At 61.0% G+C, this 19,052-nt stretch carries 14 protein-coding genes; 2 read left to right on the top strand and 12 right to left on the bottom strand.

All coding sequences use genetic code 11. The features are described from left to right. Window positions 1-259 precede the first annotated feature (259 nt). Window positions 260-697: an excinuclease gene (locus tag AC193Q_RS22415; protein ID WP_098966827.1), complete on the top strand. Its 438-nt coding sequence runs from the start codon at window positions 260-262 to the stop codon at window positions 695-697. 104 nt (window positions 698-801) lie between these two features. Here the strand turns inward: AC193Q_RS22415 and AC193Q_RS22410 are convergent, their stop codons facing one another. After that, on the bottom strand, window positions 802-1,704 hold the full coding sequence (locus AC193Q_RS22410; protein ID WP_239778579.1) for a LysR family transcriptional regulator: 903 nt from the start codon (window positions 1,702-1,704) through the stop codon (window positions 802-804). 151 nt (window positions 1,705-1,855) lie between these two features. On the opposite strand from AC193Q_RS22410, the gene AC193Q_RS22405 reads away from it, so the two are divergent. After that, entirely contained in the window at window positions 1,856-3,097 is a 1,242-nt protein-coding gene (locus tag AC193Q_RS22405; RefSeq protein ID WP_483879643.1) for an MFS transporter, read from the top strand. A 135-nt stretch (window positions 3,098-3,232) separates the two neighbouring features. On the opposite strand, the gene hemE is transcribed toward AC193Q_RS22405, so the two are convergent. From hemE to AC193Q_RS22350, 11 genes are all read right to left on the bottom strand, one after another. Next, window positions 3,233-4,300, bottom strand: a complete 1,068-nt coding sequence (gene hemE, locus AC193Q_RS22400; RefSeq protein WP_047290897.1) for a uroporphyrinogen decarboxylase — start codon at window positions 4,298-4,300, stop codon at window positions 3,233-3,235. 247 nt (window positions 4,301-4,547) lie between these two features. Next, entirely contained in the window at window positions 4,548-5,966 is a 1,419-nt protein-coding gene (locus tag AC193Q_RS22395; RefSeq protein ID WP_007909438.1) for an FAD-dependent oxidoreductase, read from the bottom strand. Between the two features lie 33 nt (window positions 5,967-5,999). Further along, window positions 6,000-10,445 (bottom strand): glutamate synthase large subunit, encoded by a 4,446-nt coding sequence (gene gltB, locus AC193Q_RS22390; RefSeq protein WP_047290896.1) that lies wholly within the window; start codon window positions 10,443-10,445, stop codon window positions 6,000-6,002. A 349-nt stretch (window positions 10,446-10,794) separates the two neighbouring features. Further along, window positions 10,795-12,384, bottom strand: coding sequence for an AAA family ATPase (locus AC193Q_RS22385; RefSeq protein ID WP_483878795.1), 1,590 nt, complete (start codon window positions 12,382-12,384; stop codon window positions 10,795-10,797). Between the two features lie 10 nt (window positions 12,385-12,394). Beyond that, the gene (gene aroB / locus AC193Q_RS22380; RefSeq protein WP_041074910.1) at window positions 12,395-13,495 is read right to left on the bottom strand and encodes a 3-dehydroquinate synthase; all 1,101 of its coding nucleotides are present in this window, start codon (window positions 13,493-13,495) and stop codon (window positions 12,395-12,397) included. Window positions 13,496-13,646: 151 nt separating this feature from the next. Further along, the gene (gene aroK / locus AC193Q_RS22375) at window positions 13,647-14,165 is read right to left on the bottom strand and encodes a shikimate kinase AroK (RefSeq protein WP_027611316.1); all 519 of its coding nucleotides are present in this window, start codon (window positions 14,163-14,165) and stop codon (window positions 13,647-13,649) included. Between the two features lie 4 nt (window positions 14,166-14,169). After that, entirely contained in the window at window positions 14,170-16,242 is a 2,073-nt protein-coding gene (locus AC193Q_RS22370; protein WP_047290894.1) for a type IV pilus secretin PilQ, read from the bottom strand. A gap of 13 nt (window positions 16,243-16,255) precedes the next feature. Next, window positions 16,256-16,783, bottom strand: a complete 528-nt coding sequence (locus AC193Q_RS22365) for a pilus assembly protein PilP (protein WP_047290893.1) — start codon at window positions 16,781-16,783, stop codon at window positions 16,256-16,258. Continuing rightward, window positions 16,780-17,403 (bottom strand): type 4a pilus biogenesis protein PilO, encoded by a 624-nt coding sequence (gene pilO / locus AC193Q_RS22360; protein WP_047290892.1) that lies wholly within the window; start codon window positions 17,401-17,403, stop codon window positions 16,780-16,782. Before pilO ends, AC193Q_RS22365 begins: the two co-directional genes overlap by 4 nt. Next, window positions 17,400-17,966 (bottom strand): PilN domain-containing protein, encoded by a 567-nt coding sequence (locus tag AC193Q_RS22355; RefSeq protein ID WP_047290891.1) that lies wholly within the window; start codon window positions 17,964-17,966, stop codon window positions 17,400-17,402. Before AC193Q_RS22355 ends, pilO begins: the two co-directional genes overlap by 4 nt. Then, window positions 17,966-19,030, bottom strand: coding sequence for a pilus assembly protein PilM (locus AC193Q_RS22350; protein ID WP_047290890.1), 1,065 nt, complete (start codon window positions 19,028-19,030; stop codon window positions 17,966-17,968). Before AC193Q_RS22350 ends, AC193Q_RS22355 begins: the two co-directional genes overlap by 1 nt. Window positions 19,031-19,052 lie beyond the last annotated feature (22 nt).

The following is a 19,052-nucleotide window of genomic DNA, read 5'->3' as shown; positions in this document are numbered from 1 at the left end:
ATCCTGTGGCGAGGGGATTCATCCCCGATGGGTCGCGTAGCGGCCCCGAAACCTGAGAACCCGGAGCATCAGGCATACCGAGTTCACTGGTTTTACGACGGCTGCGCCGCCGATCGGGAATAAATCCCCTCGCCACAAGGCGTTGTCTCCATTTCTGCATCTACACTCGCTCAACAGGCCCTCATTCAACGCCTGCCGGAACGGCGAGCCCCCATCGATCAAGCACTCGCGGTTCTCTTTCACCTTCAAGGAGATGACCATGCAAGTGAAAGCTCTGATCGCCGCCACGCTCCTCGGGCTATTGCCCAGCGCCAGCCACGCCACCAACCTGATGTACATGCCGTTCGAAACCGTGCTTTCGGATGCGATTCGCGCCGGGCGGCTGGATGGCAGTGTGAAGTTCTATCTGATCGGCAACGGGCCGCAGGGCACGCAGCGCTTGTTGCGCCGGGATGTGGTCAGTGATCTGAAGACCAACGGCTTCAACAAGAGTGATCACGATTCCTGCGAGTGGGTGCTGCAGTCGAACCTGATCAAGTTGCAGGCCGACGCCAAGCGGGTCGGGGCGAATGCGGTGGTCAATATCGTCAGTTATTACGACCAGCATGTGCGCAAGGATTTGAATACCTATGAGTGTCGGGCCGGGGTGTTTGTGACGCGGGTGGCGTTGAAGGGGGATCTGGTGCGGTTGCCCTGAAATATGCGGTGTTCGGGCGAGCGTCTTCGCGAGCAGGCTCGCTCCCACCTTGAAATGCGTTGCCCTGTGGGAGCGAGCCTGCTCGCGATTTTATTGCGCAACAATCAAGCGTTTGAAGGTTCGACTTTACGCGTCAGCAGTTCGACAAACGCCTTGGCCATCGGCGATTTCTGATCCTTGCGCTGCACCAGCCACACCGCCGACACCGCCTCCGGATCGAGCAGCGGTCGATAGACCACGCCGTCGATGCGCATCCGCTGGTAGGACGCCGGCAATACCGAAACCCCAAGCCCCGCTGCGACCAATCCGATGATGGTCATCGCCTCACCGGCCTCCTGGGCGAAATGCGGACTGAACCCGGCATCACGGGCCAGACTGAGCAGTTGCGCATACAGCCCGCTGCCGTAGCTGCGTGGAAAAAACACGAACGGCTCGAGGGCCAGAGCCGACAGAAACAGCCCCTCCTCACTGCCTTGGGCCAGCGGATGCTTGGAGCTGAGCACCGCCACCAAGGGCTCGCGCATCAGCTCAACCACGCTCAGCGAATCCGGCAAACCCAGCGGACGCATGATGCCGACTTCGATCGACTCATCCACCAGCGCGTCCGCGACCATGGTGCTGCTCATCTCCCGCAGGTTCAGGTGCACCGCCGGGAAGCGCTGGCGAAACGAAAAAATCGCCTGTGGAATGGTCGAGTTGAACGGCGCTGACGAGGTGAAGCCAATTTTCAATTCGCCCAGTTCACCGAGTTGCGCACGCCGGGCGACGTCCGCCGCTTTGTCGACCTGCGCCAGCACCAACCGCGCTTCCTGCAGAAACAATCGGCCGGCCTCGCTCAACTCGACCCGACGATTGGTGCGTTCGAACAACCGCGCGCCGACCTCTTGCTCCAGCGCCTGAATCTGCTGGCTCAGCGGTGGCTGAGAGATCCCCAGCACCTGTGCGGCGCGGCCGAAATGCAGTTCTTCGGCGACGGCGATGAAGTAGCGCAGATGACGCAATTCCATGGACACCCCATTAGGTCGTTAAAGCTATCAAACAGGTCGAACAATATATTGGATAGAAACATTAGCCAGCTATATGATTTTTTCATTGCCTGCCTGGCCGTGCCCTCCGAGGTCTAATGTGAAAACCGCCGCCGCCCCTCTTGCCCATGAAATTCCGCCTGCCGCGGCGGACGATGTGATCGCCGAGCTGCAGGAGATCTACATCGAAAAAGGCACGCCGATGTTCATGCGCACAGTGCTGGCGCTGTTCAGCGGTGGCTTCGCGACCTTCGCCTTGCTGTATTGCGTGCAGCCGATGATGCCGCTGCTGTCCCACGAGTATGGAATCAACGCGGCGCAGAGCAGCCTGATTCTGTCGGTGGCGACCGGCATGCTGGCCTTCGGTCTGCTGATCACCGGGCCGATCTCCGACCGCGTCGGGCGCAAACCGGTGATGGTCGCGGCACTGTTCGCCGCCGCGTTGTGCACGATCGCCAGTTCGATGATGCCGAGCTGGCACGGCGTGCTGATCATGCGCGCACTGATCGGCCTGTCGTTGAGCGGCCTGGCGGCGGTGGCGATGACTTACCTGAGCGAAGAGATCCACCCGCAGCACATCGGCCTGGCGATGGGCCTGTACATCGGCGGCAACGCGATTGGCGGGATGAGCGGACGCTTGATTACCGGGGTGTTGATCGACTTCGTCAGCTGGCACACGGCGATGCTGGTGATCGGCGGCCTGGCGCTGGTCGCGGCAGCGGTGTTCTGGAAGATCCTCCCCGAATCGCGCAACTTCCGCTCACGCTCGCTGCACCCACGCAGCCTGCTCGACGGTTTCACCATGCACTTTCGCGATGCCGGCCTGCCGCTGCTGTTTCTTGAAGCCTTTGTGCTGATGGGCGCGTTCGTCACTCTGTTCAACTACATCGGCTATCGCCTGCTGACGGCACCGTACAACCTCGATCAGGTGTTCGTCGGCTTGCTGTCGGTGGTGTACCTGTCGGGCATCTACAGTTCGGCCAAAATCGGTTCGCTGGCGGACAAACTGGGACGGCGTAAAGTGCTGTGGGCAACCATCGCGCTGATGTTCGCCGGCCTTGCGCTCACGATGTTCACACCGCTGTTGCTGGTGATCGTCGGCATGCTGATCTTCACGTTCGGCTTCTTCGGCGCGCACTCGGTGGCGAGCAGCTGGATCGGCCGGCGCGCGACCAAGGCCAAGGGCCAGGCGTCGTCGTTGTACCTGTTCAGTTATTACGCAGGCTCCAGCATTGCCGGGACGGCGGGTGGGGTGTTCTGGCATTTGGGCGGCTGGAATGGCATCGGCCTGTTTATTGGTGCGCTGTTGCTGGTGGCACTGCTGGTGGCGTTGAAACTGGCGAAGTTGCCGCCACTTGGTGGTGTGAAAGCTTAAAAGCAAAAGATCGCAGCCTGCGGCAGCTCCTACAGGGAAACGCGAATCCCAATGTAGGAGCTGCCGCAGGCTGCGATCCGTTGATCTTGTACAAAAATGCCCGGCATTGGCCGGGCGTTTTTTATCGGGCGTCGATCACTCGTGATACTGCGCTGACAACTCGTGCACCGCACGCAGGAACGCGCCCGCATGCTCCGGATCGACCTCTGGGGTGATGCCGTGGCCGAGGTTGAACACGTGGCCGCTGCCCTTGCCGTAGCTGGCCAGAATGCGCCCGACTTCGGTGCGGATCGCTTCCGGTTTGGCGTAGAGCACGGTCGGGTCCATGTTGCCTTGCAGCGCGACCTTGTCGCCAACACGGGCGCGGGCATTGCCGATGTCGCAGGTCCAGTCCAGGCCCAGTGCGTCGGCACCGGCCTCGGCGATGCTTTCCAGCCACAGGCCGCCGTTCTTGGTGAAGAGGATCACCGGCACCTTGCGCCCGTCGTGTTCGCGAATCAGGCCGCTGACGATTTTCTTCATGTAGGCCAGGGAGAATTCCTGATACGCCGCCGCCGACAGGTTGCCACCCCAGGTATCGAAGATCTGCACCGCTTGCGCGCCGGCCTGGATTTGGCCGTTGAGGTAGCTGGTGACCGACTGCGCGAGTTTATCCAGCAGCAGGTGCATGGCTTGCGGGTTGTCGTAGAGCATCGCCTTGGTTTTGCGGAAGTCTTTCGACGAGCCGCCTTCGACCATGTAGGTCGCCAAGGTCCACGGGCTGCCGGAGAAGCCGATCAGCGGCACACGGCCGTTCAGCTCGCGGCGGATGGTGCTGACCGCGTCCATCACGTAGCCGAGATCCTTGTGTGGATCCGGGATCGGCAGCGCTTCGATGTCGGCCAGGGTGCTGACGACTTTCTTGAAGCGCGGACCTTCACCGGTCTCGAAGTACAGGCCCTGGCCCATGGCATCGGGAATGGTGAGGATGTCGGAAAACAGGATCGCCGCGTCCAGTTGCGGGTAGCGGTCGAGCGGTTGCATTGTGACTTCGCAAGCGAATTCCGGATTCATGCACAGGCTCATGAAATCACCGGCCTGGGCACGGCTGGCGCGGTATTCAGGCAGGTAGCGGCCGGCCTGGCGCATCATCCACACCGGGGTGACGTCAACGGGTTGCTTGAGCAGGGCGCGGAGGAAACGGTCGTTCTTCAGGGCAGTCATGTCGGCATCCGGAAAAAAAGTGCGGGCATTTTCTCAGAGCGCGACGCAAAAGGCACGGATGCAGGTCAGCCTTTTGTCTATCGGGTCAATTTATTGCGCTGGAATGCAAATTTTTGCAGTAACACAAAGCACTGTGGGAGCTGGCTTGCCAGCGATGCAGACACCTCGTTTTGTCAGATTGACCGAGGTGATGCTATCGCTGGCAAGCCAGCTCCCACAGGTATTGCATTCCAATATTGGAAGTTGATCAGACGCCCAGGTAATCGAGGATCCCTTCAGCCGCATTGCGCCCTTCGAAGATCGCCGTCACCACCAGGTCGGAACCGCGCACCATGTCGCCACCGGCGAAGATTTTCGGGTTGCTGGTCTGGTGCTTGTACTGACCCTGCTCAGGCGCAACGACGCGGCCCTGGCTGTCGGTCTGGATTTCGAACTGTTCGAACCACGGTGCCGGGCTTGGACGGAAGCCGAAGGCGATGACCACGGCGTCGGCCGGGATGATCTCTTCGGAGCCCGGGATCGGTTCGGGGCTGCGACGGCCACGGGCGTCCGGTTCGCCGAGACGGGTCTCGACCACTTTCACGCCTTCGACCTTGTCTTCACCGACGATCGCGATCGGCTGACGGTTGTAGAGGAATTTCACGCCTTCTTCCTTGGCGTTCTTCACCTCTTTGCGCGAGCCGGGCATGTTCGCTTCGTCACGACGATAAGCGCAGGTCACCGACTTGGCGCCCTGGCGGATCGAGGTGCGGTTGCAGTCCATCGCCGTGTCGCCACCACCGAGCACCACAACCTTCTTGCCTTTCATGTCGACGAAATCTTCCGGCGACTTTTCAAAGCCCAGGTTGCGGTTGACGTTGGCAATCAGGAAATCCAGCGCGTCGTAGACGCCCGGCAGATCCTCACCGGCAAAGCCGCCCTTCATGTAGGTGTAGGTGCCCATGCCCATGAATACGGCATCGTATTCGGCGAGCAGTTGCTCCATGGTCACGTCCTTGCCGACCTCGGTGTTGAGACGGAATTCGATGCCCATGCCGGTGAAGACTTCGCGACGATTGCTCAGCACAGTCTTCTCAAGCTTGAACTCGGGAATACCGAAGGTCAGCAGACCGCCGATTTCCGGGTTCTTGTCGAACACCACCGGGGTCACGCCGCCACGCACCAGCACGTCAGCACAACCCAGACCCGCCGGGCCTGCACCGATGATCGCGACACGCTTGCCGGTCGGCTTGACCTTGGACATGTCCGGGCGCCAGCCCATGGCGAACGCGGTGTCGGTGATGTACTTCTCGACCGAACCGATGGTCACCGCACCGAAACCGTCGTTGAGGGTGCAGGCACCCTCGCACAGACGATCCTGCGGACAGACCCGGCCGCAGACTTCCGGCAGGGTGTTGGTCTGGTGCGACAATTCGGCGGCCTGGAGGATGTTGCCCTCGGCCACCAGCTTCAGCCAGTTGGGAATGAAGTTGTGCACCGGGCACTTCCATTCGCAATACGGGTTGCCGCAACCCAGGCAGCGGTGGGCCTGGTCGGCCGACTGCTGGGGTTTGAACGGTTCGTAGATCTCGACGAACTCTTTCTTGCGTTGACGCAACAGTTTCTTCTTCGGATCCTTGCGCCCGACATCGATGAACTGGAAGTCGTTATTCAGACGTTCAGCCATTGTTAAAACCTCATCAAACTCTTCAGGCGCATATCACTGCGGGTTGGCACGAGTGCTGGAAAGCAACGATTTCAGGTTGGCAGCCTTAGGCTTGACCAGCCAGAAACGACGCAGGTAGTCATCAAGGTTCTCGGCGAGTTCACGACCCCACTCGCTCTCGGTTTCCTTGACGTACTCGTTCAGCACGTTCTGCAAGTGGCTGCGGTAGGCTTCCATCGCCTCGCCGCTGATCCGCTGGATTTCCACCAGTTCGTGGTTGACCCGGTCAACGAAGGTGTTGTCCTGGTCGAGCACGTAGGCGAAACCACCGGTCATGCCAGAGCCGAAGTTGTAACCGGTCTTGCCCAGGACGCAGACGAAACCACCGGTCATGTACTCGCAGCAGTGATCGCCAGTGCCTTCCACAACCGTGTGGGCACCGGAGTTACGCACGGCAAAACGCTCGCCTGCGGTGCCGGCAGCAAACAGCTTGCCGCCGGTGGCGCCGTACAGGCAGGTGTTGCCGATGATGGCGCTGTTCTGAGTCTGATAGACGCTGCCCTTCGGCGGCACGATGACCAGTTTGCCGCCGGTCATGCCTTTGCCGACGTAGTCGTTGGCGTCGCCTTCCAGGTACATGTTCAGACCGCCGGCGTTCCACACGCCGAAGCTCTGACCGGCCGTCCCTTTGAAGCGGAAGGTGATCGGCGCATGGGCCATGCCCTGATTGCCGTGCTTGCGCGCGATTTCGCCGGAGATCCGCGCACCGATCGAACGGTCGCAGTTGCAGATGTCCAGATCGAACTCGGCGCCGCTGAGGTCATTGATCGCCGACGTCGCCATGTCGACCATTTTCTCGGCCAGCAGGCCCTGGTCGAATGGCGGGTTGCGCTCAACGCCGCAGAATTGCGGTTTGTCCGCCGGGATGTGATCGCTGCCCAGCAGGGGGGTCAGATCCAGGTGATGCTGCTTGGCGGTCTGGCCTTCGAGGACTTCCAGCAGATCGGTGCGACCGATCAGCTCTTCGAGAGAGCGCACGCCGAGCTTGGCCAGCCACTCACGGGTTTCTTCGGCGACGTAGGTGAAGAAGTTCACCACCATGTCGACCGTGCCGATGTAGTGATCCTTGCGCAGCTTCTCGTTCTGCGTCGCAACGCCGGTGGCGCAGTTGTTCAGGTGGCAGATGCGCAGGTATTTGCAGCCCAGCGCGATCATCGGCGCCGTACCGAAGCCGAAGCTTTCGGCGCCAAGGATCGCGGCCTTGATCACGTCGAGGCCGGTTTTCAGGCCACCGTCGGTCTGCACCCGGACTTTGCCGCGCAGGTCGTTGCCGCGCAGGGTCTGGTGGGTTTCAGCCAGGCCGAGTTCCCACGGAGCGCCCGCGTATTTGATCGAGGTCAGTGGCGAAGCACCGGTACCACCGTCGTAGCCGGAGATGGTGATCAAGTCCGCGTAGGCCTTGGCCACACCGGCGGCGATGGTGCCGACGCCTGCTTCCGCTACCAGTTTCACCGAGACCAGCGCCTTCGGGTTGACCTGTTTCAGGTCAAAGATCAGTTGCGACAAGTCTTCGATCGAGTAGATGTCGTGGTGCGGCGGTGGCGAAATCAGGGTCACGCCCGGCACTGCATAACGCAGCTTGGCGATCAGCCCGTTAACCTTACCGCCCGGCAGTTGCCCGCCCTCGCCCGGTTTGGCGCCCTGAGCCACCTTGATCTGCAGCACTTCGGCGTTGACCAGGTATTCCGGAGTGACACCGAAACGGCCGGTCGCGACCTGCTTGATTTTCGAGCTCTTGATGGTGCCGTAGCGCGCCGGGTCTTCGCCGCCTTCGCCGGAGTTGGAACGCGCACCGAGGCGGTTCATGGCTTCGGCCAGGGCTTCGTGAGCTTCCGGCGACAGGGCGCCCAGCGAGATACCGGCGGAGTCGAAGCGCTTGAGCACCGATTCCAGCGGTTCGACTTCACTGATGTCCAGCGGCGTATCGAGGGTCTTGACCTTGAACAGGTCACGGATCATCGACACCGGACGGTTGTCCACCAGCGAGGTGTATTCCTTGAACTTGGCGTAGTCGCCCTGCTGCACGGCGGCTTGCAAAGTGTTGACCACGTCCGGGTTGTACGCGTGGTATTCGCCACCGTGGACGAACTTCAACAGACCGCCCTGCTGGATCGGCTTGCGCGGACTCCAGGCTTCGGTGGCCAGTGCTTTCTGCTCGGCTTCGATGTCGACGAAACGCGCACCCTTGATGCGGCTCGGCACGCCACGGAAACTCAGCTCGCACACTTCTTCGGACAGACCGATGGCTTCGAACAGCTGTGCACCGCGATAGGACGCGATGGTCGAGATGCCCATCTTCGACAGGATCTTCAACAGACCTTTGGTGATGCCCTTGCGGTAGTTCTTGAACACCTCGTAGAGGTCACCCAGCACTTCACCGGTACGGATCAGGTCGCCCAGCACTTCGTAGGCCAGGAACGGATAGACCGCCGAGGCGCCGAAACCGATCAACACCGCAAAGTGATGCGGATCGCGGGCGGTCGCGGTTTCCACGAGGATGTTGGAGTCGCAGCGCAGGCCTTTTTCGGTCAGGCGGTGGTGCACCGCGCCGGTGGCCAGCGAAGCGTGGATCGGTAGCTTGCCCGGAGCAATATGGCGGTCACTCAGGACAATCTGGGTACGCCCGGCACGCACGGCTTCTTCAGCCTGATCGGCAACGTTGCGAATCGCCGCTTCGAGGCCGACGCTTTCGTCGTAGTTGAGGTCGATGATCTGCCGCTCGAAACCCGGGCGGTCGAGGTTCATCAGCGAGCGCCACTTGGCCGGCGAGATCACTGGCGAGCTGAGGATTACACGCGAGGCGTGCTCCGGCGATTCCTGGAAGATGTTGCGCTCGGCCCCGAGGCAGATTTCCAGCGACATCACGATCGCTTCACGCAGCGGGTCGATCGGCGGGTTGGTCACCTGCGCGAACTGCTGGCGGAAATAGTCGTATGGCGTGCGCACGCGCTGCGACAGCACGGCCATCGGCGTGTCGTCGCCCATCGAACCCACGGCTTCGTAGCCCTGTTCGCCAAGCGGACGCAGCACCTGATCACGCTCTTCGAACGTGACCTGATACATCTTCATGTATTGCTTGAGCTGATCGACGTCGTAGAACGCCGAACCGTGGTCGTTGTCTTCCATGGTCGCCTGGATGCGCAGAGCGTTCTTGCGCAGCCATTGCTTGTACGGATGACGGGACTTCAGACGGTTGTCGATCGCGTCGGTGTCAAGGATCTGCCCGGTTTCGGTGTCCACGGCGAGGATCTGGCCCGGGCCGACACGGCCCTTGGCGATCACGTCTTGCGGCTGGTAATTCCAGACGCCGATTTCCGACGCAACGGTGATGAAGCCGTTGGTGGTGGTGACCCAGCGCGCCGGACGCAGACCGTTACGGTCGAGCAGGCACACCGCGTAACGACCGTCGGTCATTACCACGCCAGCCGGGCCGTCCCACGGCTCCATGTGCATCGAGTTGTACTCGTAGAACGCTCGCAGATCCGGGTCCATGGTTTCAACGTTCTGCCACGCTGGCGGAATGATCATCCGCACGCCACGGAACAGGTCGATGCCACCGGTGACCATCAATTCGAGCATGTTGTCCATGCTCGAGGAGTCGGAACCGACACGGTTGACCAGCGGCCCGAGTTCTTCCAGATCCATCAGATCGTTGGTGAACTTGGTCCGACGGGCCTGCGCCCAGTTGCGGTTACCGGTAATGGTGTTGATCTCGCCGTTGTGCGCGAGGAAGCGGAATGGCTGGGCCAGCGGCCATTTCGGCAGGGTGTTGGTGGAGAAGCGCTGGTGGAACACGCAGATTGCGGTTTGCAGGCGCTGGTCACCCAGGTCCGGATAGAACGCGGCCAGGTCGGCCGGCATCATCAAACCTTTATAGATGATGGTCTTGTGCGAAAAGCTGCAGATGTAGTGGTCGGTGTCGGCGGCGTTGGCCACCGACGAGCGACGACGGGCGCTGAACAGCTTGACCGCCATGTCCTGATCGCTCAGGCCTTCACCGCCGATGTACACCTGCTCGATTTGCGGCAGACGCTCAAGGGCCAGGCGGCCGAGGACGCTGGTGTCGATCGGCACTTTGCGCCAGCCAATCAGTTGCAGGCCTTCAGCGAGGATCTCGCGGTTCATGTTCTCGCGAGCGGCTTCGGCCTTGGCCGGATCCTGATTGAAGAAGACCATGCCCACGGCATATTGCTTGGGCAGCTCGACGCTGAAGTTTTCCTGGGCCATCGCCCGCAGGAACGCGTCAGGCTTTTGAATCAGCAGACCGCAACCGTCACCGGTCTTGCCGTCGGCATTAATCCCACCGCGGTGGGTCATGCAGGTCAGGGCCTCGATGGCCGTTTGCAAAAGGGTATGACTGGGCTCGCCCTGCATATGGGCTATCAGGCCGAAACCGCAGTTATCCTTGAATTCATCTGGTTGGTACAGACCTGCTTTCATAGACACTTTCTCACCAGGCTGCCTCTTTACGAGGCAAATTTCTTTTCAATTCAACCACTTGCTTGCCGCGCCGAACGTACGCCGGCTTTGCGGGGGCAAAAGGGTGGTCATTGTACACAGCGACACAGACGCTCACAAATTTGACGACGAAATGTCGCAAATTCATGTCGCATTTGTGAAAGGTTTAAAGCGATCTGCTGTGCTAGTCAAACTTTTTTAATTCTGACTGCAACGACTCAAAGACTACTGTGACGCAGACACCACAAGGCACGCGACCCGTAGGGGCGGCGCGCACTTGTAGAAATTTTGAGGTGCTTGGAGAGGCGGCCTGGGTAAGGCCGCCGAATCTTCAGCGAGTTGTTGCCAGTTCCTGTTGGACGCTGGCGACAGTGCGAGGCCAAGGTTTACCAGCCTGAACCTTCGCTGGCAAGGCCTTGATGGCAGAAACGGCTGCATCACGATTGGCGAAGTTGCCGTAGGTGATCACGTAGAGCGGCTTGCCGTTGAGGACTTTCTTGAAATAACGGTACTCGCCGCCCTGCTCCTTGACGAAGTTTTGCGCGGTCGCTTCGGAGCTGGTGCCGAGGATCTGCACCACATAGTTGCTGGTCGGCTGACCGGCGTACCAGCTGCCACCGGCAGCCTTGGCCACGGTAACCGGCTTCTCGGCCGGTTTGGCGGCAGCAACAGGCTTGGCCGGCGCCGGGGCCGGTTTGGCCGCTGGCGCTGCCGGAGCAGGCTTGGCGGTGGCGATCTGAGTCGGAGCCGGGGTCGGCTTGGCCGCCGGAACAGGCACTGGCGTCGGCGCTGGACCGGCCGGAACACCTGCCGGTGGTGCGGAAGTCGTTACGGTTGGCGGCGTCGCGCTGGAACCTTCAACCGGCACGCCATCGTCACCTTCGGTGATGCCGCCTGCGGCCTCAGCCAACGGGCCGCGCATCACCGGCTGCGAGTTGCCGACCAGCGGCAGCGGCATCGGCTGGGTATTGCCGGCGAACTCGACGTTCGGCGCGCCACCCTTGGCGCCTTGGCCCAACGGCAGTTGTGCCTGTTCGTTGGCAGGTGCGCCGGTGGTTGGTGCCTTGTTGCGACCCGGCATCAGCCAGGCGGCGGCGACCGCGACCACAACGACGGCGGAAATCGCCAATACGTGTTTCTTCGGCATGTTGAACCCCATACTTGGACGCTTGACCGCAGAGCGGCTGGCAATCATGACTTCGATCAGTGCATCGCGAGCGACCTGGTTGATGTTGCCAGGCCAACCCTCCGAGCTTTCGTGAATCTCAGAGATCTGATCCGCGGTAAAAAGTTCGACACCCCGGCCCGCACCTTCGAGCCGTTGGTCGAGATATTCGCGGGTCTCTTCTTCGGTGTACGGCTGCAATTCGATGACGTGGAAGCGCTCTTCCTCAAGGTGCAAGGCCTCAAGCTGCGCGATCAGCGACGATTCACCGAACAGGAACACGTGCGGACGCCCTTCCGGTGCACCGGCACCCAGCGCCATCAGCGCTTCGAGCGCAGATTCGTCGAGCTGCTCGGCGTCATCCACCAACAGATAGACTTCCTGCCCGGTCAGCGCCAACTGCACCACTTGCGCCAGAATCGCGCCGACCTCGGCCTGCCCAACATCCAGCGCCTGAGCAACCTGACGCAGCACGCCGGCGGCATCGCCCGCTCCACGGGCCGATACCACAACGCTTTGCACCGATTGCTTGTTGGTGCTGGCTACCAGCGCCTGGCGCAGCAGGGTCTTGCCGCTGCCTTGCGGGCCAGTGACCACCAGCAGCAACTGGCTGTAACGCGCCAGATGGTGCAGTTGCCCCAGCACCGGCTTGCGCTGGGCCGGGAAGAATTTGAAGCCCGGCACCCGCGGCGCGAAAGGGTCGTGACTTAACTGGAAATGGCCGAGGAACGCCTCGTCGGCATGCAAACTAGTCATCGGAATCTTATTAACCTTTAAGCTGAGCCAGAGCGCGGTAATCCGCTCCCAGCGTGGCCTGTAGAACCTCTTTCGGATAATCGGCGGTCACCACCGCTTCGCCCATCCGGCGCAGCAGCACCAGGCGCAGACGACCGTCGATCACTTTTTTATCAATTGCCATGTGTTCGAGAAAATCGGCTTCGGTCATTTCTTCCGGCGGGATCACCGGCAGACCGGCACGCTGGAACAGACGAATGCCGCGATCACGTTCCTGTTCGCTGATCCAGCCCAGGCGCGCGGACATGTCCAGCGCCATCACGGTGCCAGCGGCGACCGCCTCACCATGCAACCAGACACCATAGCCCATGTGGGTCTCGATGGCGTGGCCGAAGGTGTGGCCGAGGTTGAGCGTGGCACGCACGCCGGTTTCCTTCTCATCGGCACCGACCACCGCAGCCTTGGCCGCGCAGGAACGCTCGATGGCGTAGGTCAGGGCCTTCTGATCCAGTGCGCGCAGGGCGTCAATGTTTTCTTCAAGCCAGCTCAGGAACGGCTCGTCGCAGATCAGCCCGTACTTGATGACTTCGGCCAGACCGGCCGACAGCTCACGCGCTGGCAGGGTTTTCAGCGATGCGGTATCGATCAGCACGACGTTCGGCTGATAGAACGCGCCAACCATGTTCTTGCCCAAAGGATGGTTGATACCGGTCTTGCCACCCACCGACGAATCGACCTGGGACAACAGCGTGGTAGGAATCTGGATGAAATCGACGCCGCGCTGGTAGCAGGCGGCGGCAAAACCGGCCATGTCACCGATGACCCCGCCGCCGAGGGCGATGATCGTGGTGCGGCGGTCATGACGGGCGGTCAACAGGCCGTCGAAGATCAGTTGCAGGGTTTCCCAGTTCTTGAAGGCTTCGCCGTCAGGCAACACCACGGAAATCACCGAGAACGGCGCAAGACTGCGGGTCAGACGTTCGAGATAGAGCGGCGCCACGGTCTCGTTGGAGATGATTGCCACCTGCCGCCCGTGGATATGCGGCGCCAGCAACTCGGGCTGATCCAACAAACCTTCGCCAATATGAATCGGGTAGCTGCGCTCGCCTAGATCGACCTTGAGTGTCTGCATGTGTCCCCACAGTGAAGATGGAAGCAGGCGTCCTGCCTTGAATTATTGGATGTCCGCGACCTTTAGCTGATGTGACGCCGCTCGCACGCCATCCGCCACAACCTCGACGGCGGTGACCGGACGCCGAGGATAGCGCATTTCGGGCGGCGCTTTAACGGGGTGGAAGCTGTGCCAGACGGTCGAGAATATCGAGCACCACCATGCGCGGTGGCCGTTCGTCGGTTTCCACCACCAGATCGGCGATCTCCCGATAGAGCGGATCGCGGATCTCCAGCAGGTCTCGCAGGGTTTTCGCCGGATCGGCGGTGCGCAGCAAAGGACGATTGCGATCACGCGACGTACGCCCGACCTGCTGCTCGACGGAGGCGTGCAGATACACCACCCGTCCGCCCGCGTGCAGGGCCTTGCGGTTGGCATCACGCATCACCGCGCCGCCACCGGTCGCCAGCACCACGCCGTCGAACGCGCACAGCTCGGCGATCATCGCCTGCTCACGGTCACGAAAGCCGGGCTCGCCTTCCTTGTCGAAGATCCACGGGATATTGGCGCCCGTGCGCAGTTCAATTTCCTTGTCGGAATCTTTGAACGGCAGGCGCAGCTCTTTGGCCAGCAACCGGCCGATGGTGCTTTTTCCAGCGCCCATCGGTCCTACAAGAATCAAATTTCGCACAGAATCAACGACTCACAGCAATCGCCTGGTTATTCATGATACGCGGAGTGAGAAATACCAGCAGCTCGGATTTTTTCTCCGAAACCACATCACGCCGGAAAAGGCGGCCAAGATACGGCACATCGCCAAGAAATGGCACCTTATCTACGACCTTGCTTTGAGTATTTGAGAAAACGCCCCCAATCACGATGGTCTCACCGTCGTTTACCAACACTTTGGCGTTGACTTCGTTCTTCTTGATCGGCGGCACATCCTGCACTTTGTTCAGGTAGTCTGGTTCGTCCTTGGTGACCTTGACCTCCATGATGATGCGGTTGTCGGGGGTGATCTGCGGCGTCACTTCCAGCGACAGCGAAGCCTCCTTGAACGACACCGACGTCGCACCGCTGGAGCTGGCTTCCTGGTACGGAATCTCGGTGCCTTTGAGGATTTTCGCGGTCTCCTTGTCGGAGGTAACCACTTTCGGCTGGGAGACGATCTCACCATTGCCGGTCTTTTCCATGGCGGTCAGCTCAAGATCGAGCAACACATTGTCGGTGATAAAAGCGATGCCGATCCCGGATGTGTTACCGACCGTGCCCATGTCGACGAACGGCGAGTTGGTGCTGGTACTGCCCGGTGTGCCGATGGTGGTCGAGGTGCCGTTACTGACCCCGGAGGTGTTCCAGTTGCCCTTGTTCTGGATCGAACCGCCCCAGCGCACGCCCAGGCTCTTGTCGTAATCAACGTTGGCTTCGACGATCCGCGCTTCGATCATCACCTGACGCACCGGGATATCCAGCTGCGCCACGATCCGCCGCAGTTCGTCGAGGCGATCCTGGGTCTGGTAGGCAATGATGTTGTTGGTCCGTTCATCGACCGTGATCGAGCCGCGTTCATCGATTTTCGCTTCGGCGCTGGTGACCGACTGGAACAGCTTGGCAATGTCCGCCGCTTTGGCGTAGTTCACTTGCAGCAGCTCGCGACGCAGCGGTGCCAACTCAGCGATCTGCTTCTGCGATTCCAGTTCCTGGCGTTCGCGGGCGGCGATTTCGTCGGCCGGCGCCACCAGCAACACGTTGCCGATCTTGCGTTTATCGAGCCCCTTGGTCTTCAGCACCAGGTCCAGCGCCTGGTCCCACGGCACGTTCTGCAGACGCAAGGTGATCCCGCCCTGCACCGTATCGCTGGCCACCAGATTGAGGTTGGTGAAATCGGCGATCAGTTGCAGCACCGAGCGCACGTCGATGTCCTGGAAATTCAGCGAAAGCTTTTCGCCGCTGTAGCTGTTGCGGTCGGCATTGCGCTTTTGCAGATCATCGACGGTCATAGGGCGAATGCTGACGGTCAGCTTGTTGTCGGTCTGGTAGGTGGAATAGTCGAACGTGCCGCTGGGTTCGACGGTGATGACCGCACGATCGCCAGTGGCGGCGGCATTGACGAACTGCACCGGGGTGGCGAAGTCCTTGACGTCGAGGCGTACCCGCAGCCTGTCGGGCAACTGGGTGCGGGCAAAGCTGAGAATGATCTTGCCGTCATGCTCCTGGATGTCCGGGGCGATGGTCGGGTCGGAAAGGTCGATGACCACGTTCCCCTCCCCTGCAGTTCCGCGCTGGAAATCGACGCCACGAATGGTTTTGGCGGCAGGGGTGTAAGCCTTCGCCGGAGCCGCAACCGGTCGCGGCGCAGCAGCGGCAGGCCTTGGCGCAGCAGGCTTGGCACCCTGCCCGACCACCACGAACAGATTGTTGCCCTCGACCCGTGAGGTATACGGCGTCAGTTGCGTCAGATTGATGATCAGACGCGTACGGTCGCTGGCTTCGACCACTGTCGCACTGCGGGCGTTGCCGCTGCCCAGATCGCGGGTCTTGTTCGTCAGTTGGCTGGCGACACCCGGCAGATCCAGGGCGATTCGCGCCGGCGATTCGGTGGTGTAGCCCTTGGGTTGCGGTGGCGGGCCGTCAAACGCCAGCTTCAACTCGATACGGTCACCCGGTAACGCCGCAACATCCAGCGCCTGGAGACTGGCCGCCTGAACCATCGGTGAAAGCAGCGCTATCCATAGCGAAAAACCGAGGGTGGAGAAAATCCTGTTCATTGTTCGACTTCCACTATGAGTGCTCTTTCAAAGGAATGGTGCGCGGACGTTCCAGCCAGGCGCCTTCGCCGTCGGGCACGATCTCGACCACATCGACCTGAGTGGCGCTGATAGCGACAATGCGCCCATCGTTGCGCCCCAGGTAGTCGCCGACTTTCAACCGATGCACACCGCCCGCCCCACGCAGCAACGCAAAGGAGCCGGAAGCATTGGAGATCGTGCCGACCATTTCAAACTGCTCGATGTTGAAACCTTCGAGGTATTGCTTGACCCGGTTGGGGTCGGGTTTGACGTTACGCGAGCCGCGCTGGTGCCCGGCCAGATCGACTCGCACCTGACGCGAGAACGGGCTGCGCAGGTTGGCCGCGCTGTAGGTGAACGTGGGATAGGAATGAAACGTCGGCGTCGGCTCGATCCGGCCGGCCGGCCGCAGACGTACTTCGTTCATGTAAGCGTCGAGGTCACTGAACTCGTCACTGCTGCCGCAACCACTGAGGCCGAACAACAGCACTGACAGGGCGAAAAAACGAATCGGGGTCATTTGTCCAACCCCTTGTCGTTGTAGCGGTATGTCTTGGCGAGGATGTTCATACGCAGCTTCGTCCCGCCGTCGGGGCTGGCAGGTGCCAGTTCGAAATCGTGCAAGGTGACGATCCGTGGCAACCCGGCAACCCCACTGACGAACGTCGCAAGGTCGTGGTAAGCCCCGGTGACGGTGATCTGGATCGGCAACTCGATGTAGAACGGCTGAGTCACTTCCGGCAGCAGTTTGATCTCTTCGAATTCGAGACCGCTGCCCAGCCCGGTGCGGGTGATGTCTTCGAGTAATCCCGGGACTTCGGTGTCGCTGGGCAACTGCCGGAGGAGCACGCCAAAAGTGTTTTCCATCTCCTTCATCTGCTGGGTGTACAGCTCCAGGTTGGCGGCCATGCGCGCCTTGCTGGCGAATTGCTCTTTCAAGGTGTCTTCTTCCTGACGCCTGGCTTCCAGCTGGTTTTCCATGTCGCTGATGAAGAAGTTGTAGCCAAGCGCCAGCACCAGCACCGCCAGGAACACTCCCGCGATGCTTTTCACCGCGGCCGGCCAGGAGCCGATATTGCTGGTGTCCAGATCGTTGAAGTCGATATTGCGCAGACTTTGCAGCCATTCGGACGGTTTCATTTGTCGCCCTCCGTCACAGCCGGCTGGGTCTGACGAACGGTCAGTTGAAAGACGTTGGCCTGGTCCACCTGACCGGCAGTCGTCGCTTTCACTTCATTGAGACTCGGCGCGTCGAACCAGTCGGAGGCGTCCAGATTGCGCATCAGCTCCGAAACGCGATTGTTCGACTCCGCTGCGCCGCTGATCGACAGCGTCTTGCCGGCCAGTTTCACGCTGGTGAAATACACCCCGTCCGGCAGCGTGCGCGCCAGTTGGTCGAAGATCCGCCCGCTGATCTGCCGGTTGCCCTGCAAGTCCTGGATGATGCGCATGCGCTCGACCAGTTGCTGGCGCCGTGCCTTGAGTTCGCTGATCTGCTTGATTCGTTCATCGACCACGGCAATCTGTTTGCCGATGTAGGCATTGCGTGCGGCCTGCCGCTCGATGGCGGTACTGAAGACCTGATCGGCGATAAATACCGCGCCCACCGAGCCGACGAAGACCCCGATGAGAATCAGCAGGAAGCGCTTGCGCCGCTCTTCGCGGCGCTCTTCACGCCAGGGGAGAAGGTTGATCCGCGCCATCAGTCGAAACTCCTGAGCGCGAGCCCGCAGGCGATCATCAGGGCCGGCGCGTCACTGGCCAGGGCCCCGGCGTTGACCTTGCTGCTCAAGGACATGTCGGAAAACGGGTTGGCGACCTGGGTCGGGGTGCCCAGACGCTGCTCGATCAGGCGATCCAGCCCCGGTACCGAGGCTGTGCCGCCGGCCAGCAGAATATGATCGACCGAATGGTACTGCCCGGAGGCGAAAAAGAACTGCAATGAGCGCGAGACCTGCTGCACCAGGGCGTCACGGAATGGCTGCAACACCTCGCTGACATAGTCATCCGGCAGACCGCCCTGCTTTTTCGCCAGTCCGGCCTGCTCGACGGTCAGACCGTAGCGGCGCTGGATTTCCTCGGTCAGTTGCCGGCCACCGAACAGTTGCTCGCGGGTATAGATGATGCGGCCGTTGTGCAGGACGCTGAGGGTGGTCATGGTGGCGCCGATGTCCACCACGGCGACAGTCAGGCGCTCCTGCGAGGCGGCCAATTGAGTGGCGAGCAGGCCGAACGAGCGTTCCAGCGCGTAGGCCTCGACGTCGACCACGCGCGCAGTCAGCCCGGCCAGCGCCAGCGCTGCCTCGCGCACTTCGACATTCTCCTTGCGACAGGCGGCCAGCAGCACGTTGACCCGCTCCGGGTTGCGCGGCGACACACCCTGGACCTCGAAATCGATGGCGACCTCGTCCAGCGGATAGGGGATGTATTGATCGGCCTCGATCTTGAGCTGGTTTTCCAGTTCGTCATCGGTCAGCCCGGCATCCATCTCGATGATCTTGGTAATCACCGCTGAACCGGCCACCGCCACCGCCACGCTTTTGAGGCCGGTCCGCGCCTTGACCAGCACGCGGGACAAGGCATTGCCCACGCCTTCGAGCTCGGCGATGTTCTTTTCAACCACGGCGTTGGGCGGCAGCGGCTCAACCGCGTAGGCCTCGACGCGGTAGCGGTCACCCTGACGGCTCAGTTCCAAAAGCTTCACCGAAGTGGAGCTGATGTCGATCCCCAGTAACGCATTGGTCTTTTTATTGAAGAGTCCCAGCACTACCAATTCCCTATGACTTTCC

The sequence above is a fragment of the Pseudomonas sp. F2 genome, assembly GCF_057174385.1.
Note: the sequence above shows the minus strand (reverse complement) of the source record. Positions and strands in the feature narration are given on the sequence as shown.

Excerpts from the sequence above, each read along its gene's own strand:
- AC193Q_RS22415 (WP_098966827.1), top strand. The coding sequence starts at position 260 with ATGCAAGTGAAAGCTCTGATCGCCGCCACGCTCCTCGGGCTATTGCCC.
- AC193Q_RS22410 (WP_239778579.1), bottom strand. The coding sequence starts at position 1,704 with ATGGAATTGCGTCATCTGCGCTACTTCATCGCCGTCGCCGAAGAACTG.
- hemE (WP_047290897.1), bottom strand. The coding sequence starts at position 4,300 with ATGACTGCCCTGAAGAACGACCGTTTCCTCCGCGCCCTGCTCAAGCAA.
- AC193Q_RS22395 (WP_007909438.1), bottom strand. The coding sequence starts at position 5,966 with ATGGCTGAACGTCTGAATAACGACTTCCAGTTCATCGATGTCGGGCGC.
- gltB (WP_047290896.1), bottom strand. The coding sequence starts at position 10,445 with ATGAAAGCAGGTCTGTACCAACCAGATGAATTCAAGGATAACTGCGGT.
- AC193Q_RS22385 (WP_483878795.1), bottom strand. The coding sequence starts at position 12,384 with ATGACTAGTTTGCATGCCGACGAGGCGTTCCTCGGCCATTTCCAGTTA.
- aroB (WP_041074910.1), bottom strand. The coding sequence starts at position 13,495 with ATGCAGACACTCAAGGTCGATCTAGGCGAGCGCAGCTACCCGATTCAT.
- AC193Q_RS22370 (WP_047290894.1), bottom strand. The coding sequence starts at position 16,242 with ATGAACAGGATTTTCTCCACCCTCGGTTTTTCGCTATGGATAGCGCTG.
- AC193Q_RS22365 (WP_047290893.1), bottom strand. The coding sequence starts at position 16,783 with ATGACCCCGATTCGTTTTTTCGCCCTGTCAGTGCTGTTGTTCGGCCTC.
- pilO (WP_047290892.1), bottom strand. The coding sequence starts at position 17,403 with ATGAAACCGTCCGAATGGCTGCAAAGTCTGCGCAATATCGACTTCAAC.
- AC193Q_RS22355 (WP_047290891.1), bottom strand. The coding sequence starts at position 17,966 with ATGGCGCGGATCAACCTTCTCCCCTGGCGTGAAGAGCGCCGCGAAGAG.